Here is a 16552-nt window from a genome sequence, read left to right on the forward strand (position 1 = left end):
CTCGATGCAATCTGCCGATCTCAGCCCAATCCTCCACAGCCAACAACTCCCTTCTCCTCTCAGCTAGAAGCCGAGAACCGGTCGAAGGGGGTCAAAATTCGGGCGTCGACACGGGGTCAGTTTTCAGACGACGCCGACACGTCGGGGCCGCATGGCCTGCAAAGGGTGCAACTCTTCGTTGTGGTCTTATCCAACACGGCCCCGGCCGGGTTGGCGCGATTGCAAACTCGGTGGGTGTTCGTAAACTTGCTGTATGTGCAGCCGGTTTACCGACAAGGAGTACGGTGATGGCTGCCGATAATGAGTCGAATTCGCCCGGTGCCGACGAGATCACCTCTACGGAGACCGACCCGCCCGTTCCGCGCAGCGGACTCTCAGCCGGGGAGGTGCGATGCCAGTTCCCGAAGAACTTGGCGGATATCGACATCGTCTTGCTCGACGATGATGACGAGGACGATGACGACTTCTCTGACGTAGATGATGAAAGCGAATGCGCATTCTGTCTGGGGCGCGAGGCGGGTCGCCGTGGTGAGGGTGAAGACCAAAACCCTTACGCGAAAACCGACTACCCGCCGGGCTCGATCGAGTGGATTGAAAGCGACTATGAGCTTTGGCTGATGGGCCACACACTTGGGTCACCCCCAACCGGGCCCGTGAATTGACACTGATCACTACAACAGGTCTTCGCCTTACGCGTATGCCACGCCGGCAAACAGCGCTCCAGTGACACGATGGCCGATCACCAGCGGGTTGTGCGGAAAACCGAGAAGCGCTCTACCGGCCGCCCATCTGAAACCTCTGCGCTAACCCACTTGCCCGCACCGCGCGCTGCGCAATCGCAGCACGCACCGACGACTCCGGACCGATAATTCGGATCTTCTCCTTCGCACGCGTCACCGCGGTATAGAACAACTCGCGGATCAGCAGCCGCGAATCCTGTTGCGGCAACAGCACCGTGACCTCGTCGGCCTGGCTGCCCTGGCTCTTGTGGATCGTCATCGCATGCATGGTGTCGACGTCGGTCAACCGGCTCGTCGCGAACTCCTTCAGCTCCGACCCGGCAATCGCGGCCCGCAACACGCCGTCGCGCATCAGGGTGACGCCGGTGTCGCCGTTGTACAGTCCCAATCCGTAGTCGTTCGCCGTCACGAGAACCGGCCGGCCCGCATACCAGTCCGACCAGATCGGCTCGCCGGTCTCTTCTGCCAGCCACCGTTCGACCTGGCGATTCCAAAACCGCACGCCGTAGGGTCCGCGTCGGTGAGCACATAGTAACCGATGCTCGTCGAGTGTCCGCAGCGCCTCGTCGGCGTCACCGAGGATGGCCGCCTCACGCAGCCTGCGGGCGTGCGGCACAACAACTTTGCGGAGCTGCTCGGCGGGCTCATCGGTGTCGATCCATTCGATATGCTCACCGCCCGCGCGCAACACATCGACGGCCGCATCCGCATCGCCGGTCCGGATCGCCGCGGCCAGCGCGCCGATCGACTCACCGAAACGATGCGGCGTCTTCAGCGCCGCGAGCCTGGACTCGTCCAGACCCTCGACCAGATCCGCCAGCACCGCACCGGCCTCCACCGACGCCAACTGGTCCGGATCCCCGACCAGAATCAGCCGGGCATCCGGCCGCACCGCCTCGAGTAGCCGCGCCATCATCGTCAGCGACACCATCGACGTCTCGTCCACCACGATCACGTCGTGCGGCAGTCGATTAGCGCGGTTGTGGCGAAACCTCGCCGACGTATCCGGCCGGCTACCGAGCAGTCGATGCAGCGTCGTCGCTTGTAACCCCGACAGCGCCTGTTGGTCTGCCGCCGAAAGCCTTCCCACCTCCAGCTGCACGGCCTCCTGCAGCCGTGCTGCGGCCTTGCCCGTCGGCGCCGCCAACGCGATCCGCAACCGTGTCCCACCGGCAAGCAACGCCAAAAGCCGGGCCACCGTCGTCGTCTTGCCCGTCCCGGGCCCACCCGTCAGCACCGTCAGACCCTGGGACAGAGCAACTTCGGCGGCCGCGCGTTGCTCCTCGAAGCCGGAGGGAAACAGTCGATCGATGTCGGTGGAAACCCGCTTCGGCGCCGTAGCGACCATCCGCGTCACGTCGGCGTAAACCTGTTGTTCTTCACGCCAATACCGATCGAGATAGAGCAAGTCGCCGTCGACGCGGATCACCGGCGGGACACCGGCCAACGGGCTGGCGCGCACCGCCCCAAGCCATTCGTCGGCAGCCGGCCACGGTAGCCCGTCGGCACCGACGTGCCCCTTGACCGACCGCAAGTCCAGGCAGACCGACCCGGTCCGCAGTGCCCGCACGACCAGCGCCACGGCAAGCGCGACCGTCTCGTCGGACTCAGCGGCGAGAGCGGTAAGCCGTTGGGCCACATGCACATCCGACGAATCCAGCACCTCGGCGTCAGCGAACTCGCGTAGCAGACCGGTGGCGCCGCACGCGCGCCGCCATTCGACCGCCGTCATGCCGCCGCCCTGCCCGCGTCGAGCAGATCCGACATCGCCACGATCAGCGCCGCGGGTGGCCGCCACTCGAAGACTCCCGCCGTGTGACCATCGACCACCGGTGTCTGCGGCCCGCACATGCCTCGCAGGAAAAGGTAGAGCACTCCGCCCAGGTGCCGATCGGGAGAATACCCAGCCAATCGCCATCGCAAGAACCTATGCAGCACAACGCTGTACAGCAGCGCCTGCAGCGGATAGTCCGAATGCAGCATCGCCTCGGCCATCCGCGGCTGCGCATAATCGGCCGCCGTGAGCGGTCGGGACGGATCACCCAGCCAGTTCGCCTTGTAGTCGACCACCAAATACCGGTCGCCGACCCGCAGCACCGCGTCCACCGACCCGGACAGGTACCCCTTTAGGGGTTGCGTGCCCAGCGGTGCGCCCGTCAGTCGGTCCGCATACGAGGCCAACGGATCGTCGCCGGGTAGGTGCCCCCGCACCAAATCAGCAACGTGCGCCAGCCGAAGCTCCGGCGCCGCCGCTCGCAAATCACCTCCGGCCAACGGGAATTCGAAGTCCATCTCCCGCATCCGGTCCTTCAGGCCGATCTGCCGCAAAGTCCTTCCGGAGGCCAGCGGCCCCAGGGGAGTGTCGTGCATCGGCACCAGTGCCGCGGCCAACTCTCCGGCCGGCACGTCGACCGGCCACCAGACCGAATGTTCCCGGACCTGCGCCTCCAACTCCGCGGCCAGATCGGGGGCGAATGGATCCGCCGTCTCCAACACCGCGTGCACCAGCGAGCCGAACTTCGCCCCCGTCGGCAGGTCCGCCATGGGCGACGGCACGTCAGCACCGACCGCGGACGACACCAACGGAATCTCCGCGACCTCGTCGTCGCGCTCGACGATTTCCGGTTCACTGCTCACCGGAGTCGCCTCGGCCCCGCGGATGAGACCCGAATACGACGTCCGCCGCCATGCGGTGTCGATCGACCGGTGGAAGTGCCGCACAGCCAAACCATTTGGCGCATCATCGCGCGGCAGCGCGGGTATCGGGCGCGGCACCGACTCCTCGATCGTCGGGCCGCCCGCGGCCTCCCACTCCTTGAACCGCGCCATCGCATCGTCATCGGAAATCTTGTCCGGCGAACAGCGATCCGGCACTGCCGTCTCACCCGGTCTGCGGCCCCGCAGGATCCGCGACAGCCCGCCGTTCGGCTCGTCGTAGGACGGCGCCCACCAGGCCACCACTTGCGCCTGTGCCCGCGTCATCGCCACGTAGATCAGCCGGCTGTCGTCGCTGGCATCTTCGGCCCGCCCCGACCTCGCGGCGGCATCAAAGTCCGGACTGTCGCTGCCACCGACATGCAGGCACCGCGCGTCACCGTCGTGAAACAGGATCAGCTCGCGGGCCTGGACGTGGCGGTTGAACGCGAACGGCAGATACACCACGGGAAACTGCAATCCCTTGGCGACCCACACCGTCATGATCTGCACCGCCGCCGCATCGGTGTCCAACCGCCGCGCGCGTTCGGTTGCGCCGCTTCGATCTTCGCGTTGGCGGCGCAACCAGTCGCGCAATGCGGGCAGGGTGAAGTGCTCGCGATGCGCCGCCTCCTGCAGCAACTGCGTCAGGTGCGCCAGATCGGTCATCTGCCGCTCGCCACCCCGCCAGGACAACACCCGGTCGGCCATACCGTTCAACTCGGCGGCCTCAAAGATCGCGGCGACTCCGCGCTCCCGCGCGTGGCCTGCCCACTCCCGCAACGTCTCTGCGATCTCGTCGGTGAGCCGGTCGCCCCCCTGCACGAGGTCCTCGGCGGACTTGCCGAAGAACATCGTCGCGGCCGCAGCGCGCACCATGCCCGGGCGCTGCGGCTGCTCGAATGCCTCTAGCAGGCAAAGCCAGTCCTGCGCCGCCTCGGACTTGAAAATATCCGAATCGCCGGTATACACCGCCGGGACGCCGGCGTCGCACACCGCCCGATAGCACGCGCGGGCGTCCTTGTGGCTCTCCACGATCACCGCGACGTCGCGGGCCGCCACGGGCCTCCCGTCGAAGGTCGCCCCGCTGCTCAGCAGTAAGCCGATGTCGGCGGCTAGGTCGTGCGGAATGTGGGTGCGCAGTTTGTCGATCGCCACCGTCTGAGTCCCGCGGCGACCGAAGGTGTCTCGTCGCACGACCCGCAGGCGGAACGGGTCGTTGCACGGGGCGCCGGTCAACCGCGAACCGCAATGATGCGCTTCGACATCGTGCACGAGGATCCGCGGGTCGCCGAGTTCGGCGCCGCCGAGCACCGCATGCAGACAGTTCACCAGTGCGCCGTCGCTGCGCCAGTTCTTGCCGAGTGTCTTTCGCACCCCGGCAGTTTCGGCCGCCTTCAGATAGGTGACGATGTCCCCGCCGCGGAACGCATAGATGGCCTGCTTAGGATCGCCGATCAGGATCAGCGTGGAACGGCCGGTGAACGCACGATCGATGACCTTCCACTGGACGGGATCGGTGTCCTGGAACTCGTCGACCATCACGACCGGCCACCGCTGATGCATCCGCAGCCGCGCCGGCGAGTCGTCGGCGTCCAATGCATCGGCAAGCCGGGTCAGCAGATCGTCGTAGCCGAGGATGGCGCGCCGGCGTTTGCGGCTTTCCAGCTCTGCGAGAACGTCTTTCGCGAAGCCAATGCGCACCGCGGCGCAGGAGTCCGGGGGCGGGTCTCGCGGCCGCAGCTCCGTCGCCGGGTTCTTGACCACCTCTAACGCCAGGGCCAGCGCATCGGCATGGCTCAGCGACGGGTCGTCGCGTTGTTGGCCGAAGTGCCGCAGGTAGAGGTCGTCGACGATCTCGGCCACCAACTCGTCGAGGCTCTCGACCAGCGTCACCCCCGCGTCGGTGTCGCCGGCCACGCCCAGCGAGCGCAGGACCAGCTGACAGAACTGGTGGGTGGTGGCGATGGTCGCGGCGTCGAATCCCGCCAGCGCGTCCCGCAGCCGCTGCCGACGCTGATCGCGCTCGGCTGCGCTACCGGCCACGAGGTGCTCGATGACTTGGTTGTTGCCGACCAGCGACGGATCGTCGAAAGCGGCCAAGGCATCGACGATTTGGCAACGCACCCGGTCGCGCAATTCCTGGGTGGCCGCGCGCCCGAACGTGATCAACAGCATCTGATCCAGCGTCGCCACTCCCTCGGCGACATACCGCGCGACCAAACCGGCGAGCGCGAACGTCTTGCCGGTCCCGGCGCTGGCCTCCAACACGGTCGTCGTGCGCGGCGCGGGCAGCCCACCCAACAGGTCGAAGCGATCCATCAGGCATCCATGGCTTTCAGCATCGGCAGCCACAACCGGCACGCGTAGTCGTCGAGGCCTTTGTCAACAAGCACGGACAGGGGTGCGCCCGTGCCCCACGCCCGCTCGTGGGCGGGCTCCTGGTCTTCGCCCGGATAGCGATTGGAGTGCCAGCGGTAATTTGCGGCCTGTTCCGGATCCGTGTGGGCATGCCGCGCTGCTGCCCACGCGAACGAGGTTTTGACAGGAAGCGGCAGCGGTTCTCGGCGTCCGGCGTCATAGATTGCCACCAGATCGCCCAGCAGCTCGGCCGCGGATTCCGCGGGCCTGCCCAGCTCTTCATGCCGGGGGGTGGTGCCGCGTTTGGCCCGGCCGATGCACACGGCGGACCAGTCGCGCGACGTCTGAGCGCACAAGGCCAGCAACGGAATCCACGATTGCAGCAGGTGCCGACCGTCCAGCTTGGAGTAGGTCACCGCAACGAGTCGCTCACCGAACACCGGGGAGACCGTGCCGGTCAGCCGTCGCCCGCCGCCGAGCTCAATGTCGACGTCGATCGCGCTGGGCTCCGCCTTGCGGTAGGGCTGGGCGTCGGCGGCCAACAGCGCTGCCTGGTCGCGTATCTCGGTCGCCTTGCGCCACCCGAGCCGGCCGGGCGGCAGCGTGCCGCGCCGCCATTCCGCCTGGGCCGCCTCGGCGGGATCCATGCCGCGCAGCATGTCCTGGAGCATGCGATCGCCAACTGTCCATTCCTCGAGCGCGTCGAGATCGACCGGCATGGCATCCTCGACACCCTCGACCTCCCACGGCAGCGTGTAGTCCAGCGCGCGAAAAAAGCCCTTCACCGGATCCCTGAAAAACCCGACGAGGTCGGCGAGCACGACGTCGCCGGATGGGGGAGCGGACAAGGGGCCGGAGATGAACGGCGGCCGCTCGAAGCGGTCGCCGGCGCGGGCATGCGCGGCCCGAAGCACGGTGGGGTCGAACGTGAACGGCTGGTCCGGGATCAACGTGCCCGGGACGACATTGCGAGTGTCGAACGGCTGCAACGGGTGCTTGACGACAACGTGGTCGCGCACCTTGCTCGGCGTTGTGATGTCGAGGGTGTCCAGCAGCTCGGCCAGCGGGACCGCGGGCGGGCGTTCCTGGCCCGAGTATTCGTTGGCGCCGGTGTAGGTGATTACCAGCTTCTCCGTCGCGGCGCCGATCGCATCGAGCAGCAATTGTCGGTCCTCCGAACGGATGTCGCGTTCGCCCGTCATCGGAGCGCGGGCCAGCACGTCGTCGCCGTCGACCACACCGAGCCGCGGAAACGCACCGTCGTCCAGCCCGATCAGACACACCACCCGATGCGGCACCGACCGCATCGGCACCATGGTGCATACCGTCAGGGTGCCGGCGCGAAAGTTGGCCCGAGTCGGCCGTCCGGCAAGGTGGCGTTCGAGCAATGCGCGGATGTCGGGAAGCCGCATCGCGGTGTCGGCTCGCGGGCCTGCCGTCCGGAGGATGTCGCCGAATTCGCGCTCCAGCTGGCTGGTCTGCCAAAGATCGTCGTCGCCGACACGGGCGAGCAGCGCAATGCCGTCGGCGAGCACGGTCAGCCAATCGCGCAATGGCCGTGCCCCCGTGAGGGATTCGACGACACGCTGCAGCCGATCGACGTATTCGGCCAACTGACCGGCCAGCTCCACGCGGTTACTGCCGACGTCGTCGAGCGGCAGGGTGGTGTCGATCCAAGCGTGCGAATCGTCGGACATGGCGACGCCGGCGAGCACGCGGTCGATGCCGAAACGCCAGGTGTTCTGGACGAAGTCGACGCCGAACGGTTTGCGTAGCTCCTGGTTGAAACCCCAGCGGATGTTGGCCTGCCGGACCCAGCGGGTGATGTCTTCCAGATCGTCGTCGGTGAACTCGAAGCGGGCCCGCACCGGTGCGGCCTGAGCGAGATTGAGAACTTCGGTGGACGTGGCGCGCCCGCCGGCCAGCGCGAGGAGTTGCGCAGCGACACCGAGTAGCGGGTTGGTCTGCACGAGCGATCGGTCGGCGAGCCGTACCCGCAGCCGGTGCGCGGGATGCACGCCGTTGATCATGTCTCCGAGCCCGAATCCGGCGACGATCAACGGCGCGTAGGTTTCGATGTCGGGGCACATGACGAGGATGTCCCGCGGTTCGAGGGTCGGGTCGTCGGCGAGGAGGCCCAGGAGCACCTCGCGCAGGACGTCGATCTGGCGGGCGGCCCCGTGGCAACTGTGCACCTGCACGGAGCGGTCGTCGACGGTGTGCGCGCGGCCGTCGCTCCTGATGGCGTTGGCCGCGATGTCGGACTGCAGCCAGCCGAGAAGGGTGTCGGGCTTTACGGCGGCGCCGAGGTATTCGTCGGTCGTGGCTTTCGGCAGTGCGCGTTGCAGCTCTCGGAGATCACGACCAAGGGCGGCGAGTAGTGGGTGACCGACATTGCGGTGGCTGGTGTCCTCGGCGCGCGGGATGGCGCCGCGGGTATCGGCGAGTGACCGCCACAGGTCGTCGCCGGGATGCGGCAGCCACAAATGAAGGTCGTGGTGCGTGGCGAGTGCTTCGAGCAGCTCGATGTCGGTGACCGAGAGGCGAGTGTGGCCGAACAGCGAGATGCGCTCCGGCAGATCGGCCGGTGATTGTCGAAGCGCGGCAACCGTTTTCGCGTGGCGAATATGCGGCGGGTCGGCATCCATGCGGTCGAGCAGGGCGCGCCAGAGGGGCGGCTGCCAGGCAAGATCGGCTGTGATAGCGCCGGCGCCGTCGTTTTCCCACTCGCGCAGCAACCCAGGACGTTGCCGGGCATACGAGGCGAATAGACCCGCGAGCCGTCGCGCCACCGCGTAGCGCCGACCGATCCGCAGCTCCTGTTCTTCGCCCTGTGCGAAGTGGCCGAGGTGGGCGGCCAAGGGGCGGCACCACGGCTCGTCGAGGCTGCCGTCGATGACCTCCAAAAGCGGCCACACCATCGCGTCGGGTGCCCACGGATCGTCGTCGGCGGTGCCGGTGATTTCGGCAATCAGCGAATACGGATTCCGGAAGACCACCCCGGCGCAGACGCCGTCCGAGCCAGCACCTCGGCCGAGGATGTGGGAGAGTCGCTGGCTCAACCACCGCTCGACGCCCTTCGCCGGCACAATGACGAGCTCCTCAGCGAACGGGTCGGGCAGTGGATCGGACAACAAATCGCCGAGCCGGTCGGCCAGCAGGTCCGTTCGCTCTGCCCGGTGAATGTGGAAACCCATCGCCACCACAATATGAGGTCGCAGACGTTTGCCGAAGAGCCGACGGTCGCTCAGCTGTCGACGTACCGCGCGATCGTCTCGACCAGCGCCTGCACGGCCCCGGTCGGCGATTCCGTGGACGCCAGATACAGCGTCCACGTCAGGGACGGGCTCAGCGGAATGACCCGCAAATCAGGAAACCGCTTGGCGGCGTTGATCGGCAGCACGGTCGCCGCCAGCCGGTGCCGCATCAACTCGGCGGCGATCGCGTAGTCGGCGACCTCATACGCGCTCACCGGCCGCACACCCGCCTCGGCCAAACCGGCATCGAGGCGCTGTCGGATACCCCACCCGGGCGGGAACACGATCAAGTCTCGCCCGTCGAGGTCGGCGAGCCGAACGTGGCGACGCCGGGCCAGCGGGTGGCTGGACTCGCACACGAAGACCATCGGTTCGTGCATGAGCTCGCGCACCACGACCCGCCGGGACGGCGCCGAAGACAAGGACACCAGCGCGAGGTCCATCCGGCCGTCGGCGATGGCCTGCAAATGTCCGGCCGACCCGGTCTGGCTCTGCCGCAGCCGCACGCTCACCAGCGGGTGCACGCGGCGAAACTCCTCGAGCACCGCCGCCAGATTCAGCCCGCCCCACGACATCAACGTCCCCAGCGTGGCCGTACCGGTGAGCTGATCGCGAAAATCGGCCACCGAGGCCTGCGCCCGCTGCGCGGTGTGGATGACATCCCGCGCGTGCTGCAGAAAAACCTCGCCGGGCGGTGTCAGCACAATCTGGCGCTTGGACCGGTCGAACAGCTCGACGCCGAGTTCCTTCTCCAATCGGGCCACCGAGGCCGACACCGCGGACTGCACCACGTGGATCCGCTGCGCGGCCCGCGAGAAGTTCAGGTCCGCGGCCACCGCGACAAAGTACTCCAGCTGCCGCAACTCCACCCCCGCAATGTATCGCAGAAACAGATTGTTCCGATCGATATCCAGCGTTGGACTAGATTGATGCAAAGGTGTTTGCTTGAACCCATGCGAGCCCTGCGCTTCACCGAATTCGGCGACCCGTCCGTCCTGCACGTCGCCGAGCTGTCCGACCCGCAGGCGTCGCCCCACGAGGCGGTGGTGCGCGTCGAGGCGGCCTCGATTAACCCGTCCGACGTGAAAAACGTTGCCGGACAGATGGACTGGACGGTACTGCCGCGCATCCCCGGACGTGACTTCGCCGGTGTGGTTGTCGGCGGCCCGCCCGAGTGGCAGGGCGTCGAGGTGTGGGGGACCGGCGGCGACGTGGGCTTCACCCGCGACGGCTCGCACGCCGAGCTGATCAATGTTCCCGTAGCAGCGCTCGCCCGCAAGCCCGAAGCGCTCGGCTTCGACGAGGCCGCCGCCGTCGGGGTCAACTTCGTCACCGCGTGGTCCGGCGCGGTGGAAACCGCCCAGCTCACCGAGGGTGAGACCGTCGCCGTCTTCGGTGTTTCCGGGGGCGTGGGCGGAGCCGTCGCGCAACTCGGCCGTGCCCTCGGCGCCCGGGTCATCGGGGTGGGCCGGCGCAAACCTGACCCGGCCACCCCCGCCGCCGGCGCGATCGACGAGTACGTGGTCTTGGGACCCGACACCCCCGGCGAGATCAGACGACTCACCGACGGCCGCGGTGCCGACGTCGTGTACGACGCCGTCGGCGGGGTCACCACCAACGCCGCGCTCGGCTCCCTGGCCCGCCGCGGCCGGCTGGTCGTCATCAGCGCCACCGGCAGCCGCACCGTCGACATCGACATCAGGAACCTCTATCGCAACGAAACCCGCATCCTCGGCGTCGACAGCGGCAAACTCAACGTGACCGGTTCGGCGGAAATCTTGCGAAAGATGTTGCCGTACTTCGAGTCCGGCGCATTCAAACCGCTACCCATCACCGCCTATTACCCGCTCAGCGAGGGCGAAAAGGCCTACGCCGCGGTCGCGGTCAACACCGCCGGCCGCGTCGTCATCCACCCCGGAAAGGCATAACCATGTCGACCGATCTGACCGAGGACACCATCACCGAGGTCGTGCAGAAAACGTTCGACACGGCCGGCGACGAGCGTTTCCGCCAGCTGTTTCGCAGCCTGGTGCAGCACCTGCACGACTTCGCCCGCGAAGTGCGCCTCACCGGCGACGAGTGGTTCACCGCAATGGATTTCATCGAACGGCTCGGCAAGATCTCCAGCCCCACCCGCCAAGAGGTGGTGTTGCTCTCCGACCTGCTCGGCCTGTCCATGCTGCTGGACACCATGCACGACAGCCCCGGCGGCTCGGCCACCACCTCCGCGCTGCTCGGCCCGTTCTACGTCGAGGGCCGCCCCACCGTCCCCAACGGCGCCGACATCGCCAACGGCGTTGCGGGCACACCGATGTTCGTCACCGGCCGCGTCGTCGACGAACACGGCCGGCCGATCCCGAAAGCGCACGTCGACACCTGGCACAGCGATGGCACCGGGTTCTACGACGTCCAGCTCACCGAGCAGCTGCACGGCGAGTTCGCCATGCGCGCGCTGCTGACCACCGACGCCGACGGACGCTTCTGGTACCGCTCGATCACCCCGCGCTACTACCCGGTGCCCACCGACGGACCGTGCGGGGAAATCATGCGCGCCGCCAACCGCTCCGTGATGCGCCCCCAGCACGTGCACTTCTGGTTTCATGCCGACGGCTACCACCCGCTGATCACCCAGCTTTTCCTCAAGGACGACCCGTACATCGGCCGCGACGCCGTGTTCGCCGACCAAACCTCGCTGCAGGCCGACTTCGTCCGCCACGAACCCGGCACCGCCCCGGACGGAACACACGTCGACCAACCCTTCGTCACCCTGAATTGGACGTTCACCCTGGCGGCCGAATGAAAGGATGGCGGGCATGACACGCATCCCGCTGGCCGACCTCGACCAGCAGCCCGAGCACATCCGCGAGTGGGCCAACCGGCGCGGCAACCTCAACGTCTTCCGGCTACTGGCCAACGCGCCCAACGTTTTTCCCGGCTGGACGAAGATGGTCGACGAGCTCTACGCCAGCCCGACGTTCGACGCCCGGCTGCGCGAAATCGTCGTGCTGCGCGTTGCGCACCTGCAGCACTCGGCCTACGAGCTGGCCCAACACCGCCCACTCGGGCGCGCCGCCGGGCTCACCGACCGGCAGCTCGACGCGCTGGCCACCGGTGATCGCGACGGCTTCGACCCGATGGAACGCGCAGTTCTCGACGTCGTCGACGAGCTGTGCACCACCCGGCGGCTGCGGCCCGGCTCCGTCGATGCCGCCCGGGAGGTTTTCGGGGACGCGGCCCTCACCGAACTGCTGATGCTCGTCAGCTGCTACTACGGCCTGGCGCTGGTGCTCAACGCGGCGGACCTGGACATCGACGCGCAGGCCCAGTTCCGGGACGAGAGACAAGCCCGATGACCCGGATCCCGTACCGGCGCCCCGAGGAGATGACCGAGCGGGCCCGCCAATTGACCGAGGAGCGCGGCAATCTCAACGTCTACCGCACCCTGGCCAACGCCGACAAGGTGTTCACCGGATGGATGCTGGCCGGCCGCGACGCGTTGACCAGTCCGGTGCTGACCCGGCGGCTGCGCGAACTGGTCACGCTGCGCACCGCCGCGGTGATGGAGTGCGGCTACGAGCTGGGTCAGCACCGTGACGTGGCGCGCACGGCGGGCCTCGAAGTTGACGAGATCGAGGCCGTCATCAGCGGCGAGGATTGGCAGACAGACCAATTCGACCCGACCGAAATCGCGGTGTTGCGGCTGACCACCGAACTGGTCGGCACCCGCACGGCGCCGGCCGCGCTGGTCGACCAGGTGCAGCAAGCGTTGGGCTCGGAGGCCACCGTCGAAATCCTGATGGTGATAGGCCGCTACGCGGGCCTGGCGTTGATGCTCAACGCGCTCGACGTCGACCTCGACGAAACCGCCCGCCTGCCAACCATTCCCACCTAGCAACGCCGGTGCGCGTAGCCCCCCAAAGGCTATGCGCGGGAAGCACTTCCGTGGGCCATCCGCCGAACCGGGCCAGCAGCAGGGTCAGTCGCCGAAGCCGGTTGGGGCCGGGGGCGGCGGCGCGGGCGCGGGTCCGCCCGGACCGGCGGCATCGAGGCGGGCGGCGGCAAACGCTGCGCCCTTGTCGATGTAGGCGCCGCCGTCGGCGTAGGTGTTGTGCGCGGCGAAGTTCATGCCGTCCGAGCACACCGGGTCGTCGGTGGCGCAGACTTTGATGGTCTTGGCCTGATACGTCGGCCCGATCACCACCGGCGGCTCACCGAGGAAGTTCATGGCCCGCACGTTCGGCGTACCGAACAGCACCACCGCGGCGACGTGGTCGGCGATCTCGGGGGCCAGCGGCTTGGGCACGGTGGCCGGGTCGACGCCGTCGGGCACCTGCGCGGAGGTCACGAAACCCATCACCGCCGCGCCCTGGGAGAACCCGCCGAGCACCATCTTGGTCTTGGGGCACTCGTTGGCCATCGACACGATGTGGGCGCCGGCGTCGCGGATGCCGTCCAGTCCGGTGTTCCACTCGTTGCTCGCGGGATAATTGACCGCGTAGACGTCGACGGACTTTCCGGCCTCACGCCCGCGCAGGTTGTCGATGAATGCCTGCCCGGTGGGGCCGACGCCCTCGGGTTCGCCGGTGCCGCGCGCGAACACCACTTGAGCGTCGGGACACGGCTGAGCCGAAGCCGTCGGGGAGACAAGGGAACTAGTGCCAAGCCCCAGCACTGTCACAGCCATGGGGCCAACGATTCGAATGATGTTTCCGGCGATCATGCCGCTGTAAGTGCCCATAGGTGCCCATCCCAAACCTTGGAGTTCCCCCGACCAGTTGACCACCGTTTGCCAACGACCTCAAAGTCGACACGCAGTATTGCGGCAGGTCTTTATTGGCCTGATGTCCCCGGTCGATGCCGAAGGTCTGCTAGCCGGTCCCGACGTCGCACTTTGCAGATCCATCGGCTTGCCAATAAAAGATAGCAGAGGAAAACAACCGGCGCGCGGTGGGCGATCGCGATGAAATCCGTTCCTGTAGCACGGGTCCTGAAAACTCGTGTTGTCGCCGCATCAGCCGCCGAGGTTGCGACCTCCAATACGACTCGGCGCCGGGTCACCCCGCGGCGCCGAAAATTTTCAGGATGAGATAGACCGCGGTTGCCACGAAGATCAGCGCGATCACCACGACAGCGATCAGCGTGACCACGCCGGTGGGGGTGAATCGGCCCCGGCTGGACGGCTGCGGCTCGACACCGCCCGAGGTCTGCGCCGCGGCCGGAGGGGTGCTCCCCGGTGCGACGCCGCCGCCGGCCTCCAGGTCCGGGGTGCGGCCGGGGTCGGGGTTCGGGGGTTGTGTGGTCACTAGGGCACCATCCTTTCTGCGGATGCCCGAAGGGTGTCATGCGTGCTCCCTCCATTGCCGCCCACTGCCGCCCATTGCCGCGAGGCGGTACCCGCCTGCGGCGTCGCCAAACGAGCGGCGCCTACCATCGCGGGATGGGCGATGTGCTCGGCGTGCCGCGGCGGGACATCCTGAAGCTCGCCGGCGTCGCGCCGATGCTGCTGGGCGCCGCGACGTTCGGCGCCGCGCGCGCGTCGGCCGGTCTCGCCGGGGCGTCGGTGTTTCTCGACCCGGGGCACAACGCCGTCAACGACGCCTCAATCAACCGGCCGGTCCCCAACGGGCGCGGCGGCAGCAAACCGTGCCAAACGTCGGGCGCCGCCACCACCGACGGCTACCCCGAGCATGCGTTCAACTGGGCCGTCGTCGGGCTGATCAGTGCATCGCTGGGGCAAATGGGCGTGCGCACGGTGGTGTCCCGTGCCGACGACAACTCCGTCGGACCCTGCATCGACCAGCGCGCCGACCAGGCCAACGGAATGCACCCCGACGCGATCGTGAGCATCCACGCCGACGGCGGCCCGCCGTCGGGCAGCGGATTCCATGTCAACTACTCCGACCCGCCGCTCAACGAGGTGCAGGCCGTACCGGCCGTGCAGCTGGCCCACACGATGCGGGACGCCTTGGTGCAGGCCGGGTTTCATCCGTCCACCTATCTCGGGTCGAACGGGCTGTACGGCCGCGACGACCTGGCCGGCCTGAACCTCGCCCAATACCCGGCGGTGCTCGTCGAACTGGGCAACATGCGCAACCCCGACGACGCCGCCCGGATGGAAAGCCCGGACGGGCGGGCGGCGTATGCGACAGCCGTCACGGCGGGGATCGTCGCGTTCCTGAACGCCAAGCCTGCATGATGGTGCTGTGGTCAAAGCGCTGTTGTTCGACGTGCAAGGCACGGCGACGGATTTCTTCTCCACGGTGTGCGGGGAGGCACAACGCATCAGCGCGGGACGCCACCCCGACACCGACTGGCCCGACCTGGTCCGGCGTTGGCGCGCAGGGTACTTCGACGCGCTGACCGCCGCGCAACGTCGCCACGACGGTTGGGTGTCGGTGCACTCGGTGTATCGCGATGCGCTGGAGACCTTGCTCGCCGAATGCGGGCTCGGCGGGTTCTCGGGCGCCGAGCGGGAGGAACTCACGCGGGCCTGGCAGCGCCTGGAGCCGTGGCCCGACGTGCCGCTCGGGTTGTCGTGGCTCAAAGACGAGTTCACGTTGGCCACCCTGTCCAACGCCGACGTGTCCGCCGTCATCAACATTTCCAAGCGGGCGCGGCTGCCCTGGGATGCGATCTTCGCCGCGGAGATGGCCGGCGTGTTCAAGCCCGACCCGGCGATCTATCGGATGGCCGCTACCTACCTGGGTTTGGAACCCGCCGACATCATGATGGTGGCCAGCCATAAGTACGACATCCGCGCGGCGGCCCAACTCGGCTTCCGCACCGCGTTCGTGGCGCGCCCGCTGGAGTTCGGGCCCGGCGGTGATGCCGACGTCGCCTACTCCGACGAGTTCGACATCAACGCGTCGGACTTCCTGGATCTGGCCGATCAGCTCGGCGCGTCCTGGCCGTCCTAGCGGGGCTAGCGTGCCGCTCAGGTGAACTTCGGCGGCACCGTGTTGGTCAGTGCCGGGTCCGGCGGTTGCGACGACATGGACAGCAATCCCCGCACCGCGCGTGCGGCCAGCAGCCAATTCGCGGGTTTCTTCATGTCCAGCCCGCCGAGTAGCTGCTTGATCATGGTCAACGTGTCGAAGTAAATGCGTTCGCAGACAAGCATTTCCGACTCGTCGAAGACGAAGTAGGCGGTCATGCGTACCCGGAAGCGGCTGCCGGTCGGCGGGACCTTGCCCAGAAAGCCCTTGTGCGTGCCCATCAACCAGAACTCCACGATCACCGCGTCGGCACTGTGCCGCAGCGCGATGATCTCGTGGTCCTGGTCGGGGAACGCGGTGCGCGTGTAGTTGTAGTAGCCGCGCACGGCGTCGTGCCCGTCGTGCACCACCAGCTGCGGGATCAACTCGTAATGCGGATGCGGAAACGTCGCCAACACGTCGTCCCAGTCTTGGCGGACCTCGTCGTGAAAGTGGTCGAGCACCAATTTCTGGCGCGCCGCCAGCACGTCGGGGGCGGGAAACGTCATGTGCGATGTGCCTTCCA

General features: G+C 67.5%; 14 protein-coding genes. 7 read left to right on the forward strand and 7 right to left on the reverse strand.

Annotated elements, in window-relative coordinates:
- Positions 1–287 precede the first annotated feature (287 nt).
- The gene (locus tag AWC25_RS25975; protein WP_244899613.1) at positions 288–662 is read left to right on the forward strand and encodes a hypothetical protein; all 375 of its coding nucleotides are present in this window, start codon (positions 288–290) and stop codon (positions 660–662) included.
- Positions 663–774: 112 nt separating this feature from the next.
- On the opposite strand, the gene recD is transcribed toward AWC25_RS25975, so the two are convergent.
- The 4 genes from recD to AWC25_RS26740 are packed head-to-tail and all read right to left on the reverse strand — an operon-like array spanning position 775 to position 9921.
- Positions 775–2472 (reverse strand): exodeoxyribonuclease V subunit alpha, encoded by a 1698-nt coding sequence (gene recD / locus AWC25_RS25980; RefSeq protein WP_069402775.1) that lies wholly within the window; start codon positions 2470–2472, stop codon positions 775–777.
- On the reverse strand, positions 2469–5756 hold the full coding sequence (gene recB, locus AWC25_RS25985; RefSeq protein WP_085168198.1) for an exodeoxyribonuclease V subunit beta: 3288 nt from the start codon (positions 5754–5756) through the stop codon (positions 2469–2471). The genes recD and recB overlap by 4 nt, the downstream gene beginning before the upstream one ends.
- The gene (gene recC, locus AWC25_RS25990) at positions 5756–8992 is read right to left on the reverse strand and encodes an exodeoxyribonuclease V subunit gamma (RefSeq protein ID WP_085168209.1); all 3237 of its coding nucleotides are present in this window, start codon (positions 8990–8992) and stop codon (positions 5756–5758) included. The genes recB and recC overlap by 1 nt, the downstream gene beginning before the upstream one ends.
- Positions 8993–9042: 50 nt before the next feature.
- Positions 9043–9921: a LysR family transcriptional regulator gene (locus AWC25_RS26740; protein ID WP_069402777.1), complete on the reverse strand. Its 879-nt coding sequence runs from the start codon at positions 9919–9921 to the stop codon at positions 9043–9045.
- A gap of 84 nt (positions 9922–10005) precedes the next feature.
- Here AWC25_RS26740 and AWC25_RS26005 point away from each other — a divergent pair, with 84 nt between their 5' ends.
- From AWC25_RS26005 to AWC25_RS26020, 4 genes are read left to right on the forward strand one after another with little or no spacing between them, the layout of a single operon-like run.
- Positions 10006–10980 carry a quinone oxidoreductase family protein gene (locus AWC25_RS26005; protein WP_085168213.1) on the forward strand — a complete coding sequence of 325 codons (975 nt, stop codon included), beginning with the start codon at positions 10006–10008 and terminating at the stop codon, positions 10978–10980.
- Between the two features lie 2 nt (positions 10981–10982).
- Complete coding sequence (locus tag AWC25_RS26010; protein ID WP_069402771.1) at positions 10983–11852, forward strand: dioxygenase family protein; 870 nt, start codon at positions 10983–10985, stop codon at positions 11850–11852.
- Between the two features lie 13 nt (positions 11853–11865).
- A complete protein-coding gene (locus AWC25_RS26015; protein ID WP_069402776.1) occupies positions 11866–12405 on the forward strand; it encodes a carboxymuconolactone decarboxylase family protein in 540 nt (179 codons plus the stop codon).
- Positions 12402–12944: a carboxymuconolactone decarboxylase family protein gene (locus AWC25_RS26020; protein ID WP_069402770.1), complete on the forward strand. Its 543-nt coding sequence runs from the start codon at positions 12402–12404 to the stop codon at positions 12942–12944. Before AWC25_RS26015 ends, AWC25_RS26020 begins: the two co-directional genes overlap by 4 nt.
- A gap of 84 nt (positions 12945–13028) precedes the next feature.
- Here AWC25_RS26020 and AWC25_RS26025 read toward each other — a convergent pair whose 3' ends face one another.
- Entirely contained in the window at positions 13029–13790 is a 762-nt protein-coding gene (locus tag AWC25_RS26025; RefSeq protein WP_069402769.1) for a cutinase family protein, read from the reverse strand.
- Positions 13791–14106: 316 nt separating this feature from the next.
- A complete protein-coding gene (locus AWC25_RS26030) occupies positions 14107–14355 on the reverse strand; it encodes a DUF6480 family protein (protein ID WP_085168200.1) in 249 nt (82 codons plus the stop codon).
- Between the two features lie 134 nt (positions 14356–14489).
- Here AWC25_RS26030 and AWC25_RS26035 point away from each other — a divergent pair, with 134 nt between their 5' ends.
- Both AWC25_RS26035 and AWC25_RS26040 read left to right on the forward strand, forming a co-directional pair.
- Positions 14490–15248, forward strand: a complete 759-nt coding sequence (locus tag AWC25_RS26035) for an Rv3717 family N-acetylmuramoyl-L-alanine amidase (RefSeq protein ID WP_069402767.1) — start codon at positions 14490–14492, stop codon at positions 15246–15248.
- A gap of 7 nt (positions 15249–15255) precedes the next feature.
- Positions 15256–15969 carry a haloacid dehalogenase type II gene (locus AWC25_RS26040; RefSeq protein ID WP_232327342.1) on the forward strand — a complete coding sequence of 238 codons (714 nt, stop codon included), beginning with the start codon at positions 15256–15258 and terminating at the stop codon, positions 15967–15969.
- A gap of 17 nt (positions 15970–15986) precedes the next feature.
- On the opposite strand, the gene AWC25_RS26045 is transcribed toward AWC25_RS26040, so the two are convergent.
- Positions 15987–16535 carry an ester cyclase gene (locus tag AWC25_RS26045; RefSeq protein WP_069402765.1) on the reverse strand — a complete coding sequence of 183 codons (549 nt, stop codon included), beginning with the start codon at positions 16533–16535 and terminating at the stop codon, positions 15987–15989.
- Positions 16536–16552 lie beyond the last annotated feature (17 nt).

This window comes from Mycobacterium sherrisii (genome assembly GCF_002102355.1).
GTDB classification, from domain to species: Bacteria; Actinomycetota; Actinomycetes; order Mycobacteriales; family Mycobacteriaceae; genus Mycobacterium; species Mycobacterium sherrisii.

What these genes read in the sequence shown, in the direction of transcription:
- AWC25_RS25975 (WP_244899613.1), top strand. Translation starts at nt 288, where the DNA reads ATGGCTGCCGATAATGAGTCGAATTCGCCCGGTGCCGACGAGATCACC.
- recD (WP_069402775.1), bottom strand. Translation starts at nt 2,472, where the DNA reads ATGACGGCGGTCGAATGGCGGCGCGCGTGCGGCGCCACCGGTCTGCTA.
- recB (WP_085168198.1), bottom strand. Translation starts at nt 5,756, where the DNA reads ATGGATCGCTTCGACCTGTTGGGTGGGCTGCCCGCGCCGCGCACGACG.
- recC (WP_085168209.1), bottom strand. Translation starts at nt 8,992, where the DNA reads ATGGGTTTCCACATTCACCGGGCAGAGCGAACGGACCTGCTGGCCGAC.
- AWC25_RS26005 (WP_085168213.1), top strand. Translation starts at nt 10,006, where the DNA reads ATGCGAGCCCTGCGCTTCACCGAATTCGGCGACCCGTCCGTCCTGCAC.
- AWC25_RS26010 (WP_069402771.1), top strand. Translation starts at nt 10,983, where the DNA reads ATGTCGACCGATCTGACCGAGGACACCATCACCGAGGTCGTGCAGAAA.
- AWC25_RS26015 (WP_069402776.1), top strand. Translation starts at nt 11,866, where the DNA reads ATGACACGCATCCCGCTGGCCGACCTCGACCAGCAGCCCGAGCACATC.
- AWC25_RS26020 (WP_069402770.1), top strand. Translation starts at nt 12,402, where the DNA reads ATGACCCGGATCCCGTACCGGCGCCCCGAGGAGATGACCGAGCGGGCC.
- AWC25_RS26025 (WP_069402769.1), bottom strand. Translation starts at nt 13,790, where the DNA reads ATGGGCACTTACAGCGGCATGATCGCCGGAAACATCATTCGAATCGTT.
- AWC25_RS26035 (WP_069402767.1), top strand. Translation starts at nt 14,490, where the DNA reads ATGGGCGATGTGCTCGGCGTGCCGCGGCGGGACATCCTGAAGCTCGCC.
- AWC25_RS26045 (WP_069402765.1), bottom strand. Translation starts at nt 16,535, where the DNA reads ATGACGTTTCCCGCCCCCGACGTGCTGGCGGCGCGCCAGAAATTGGTG.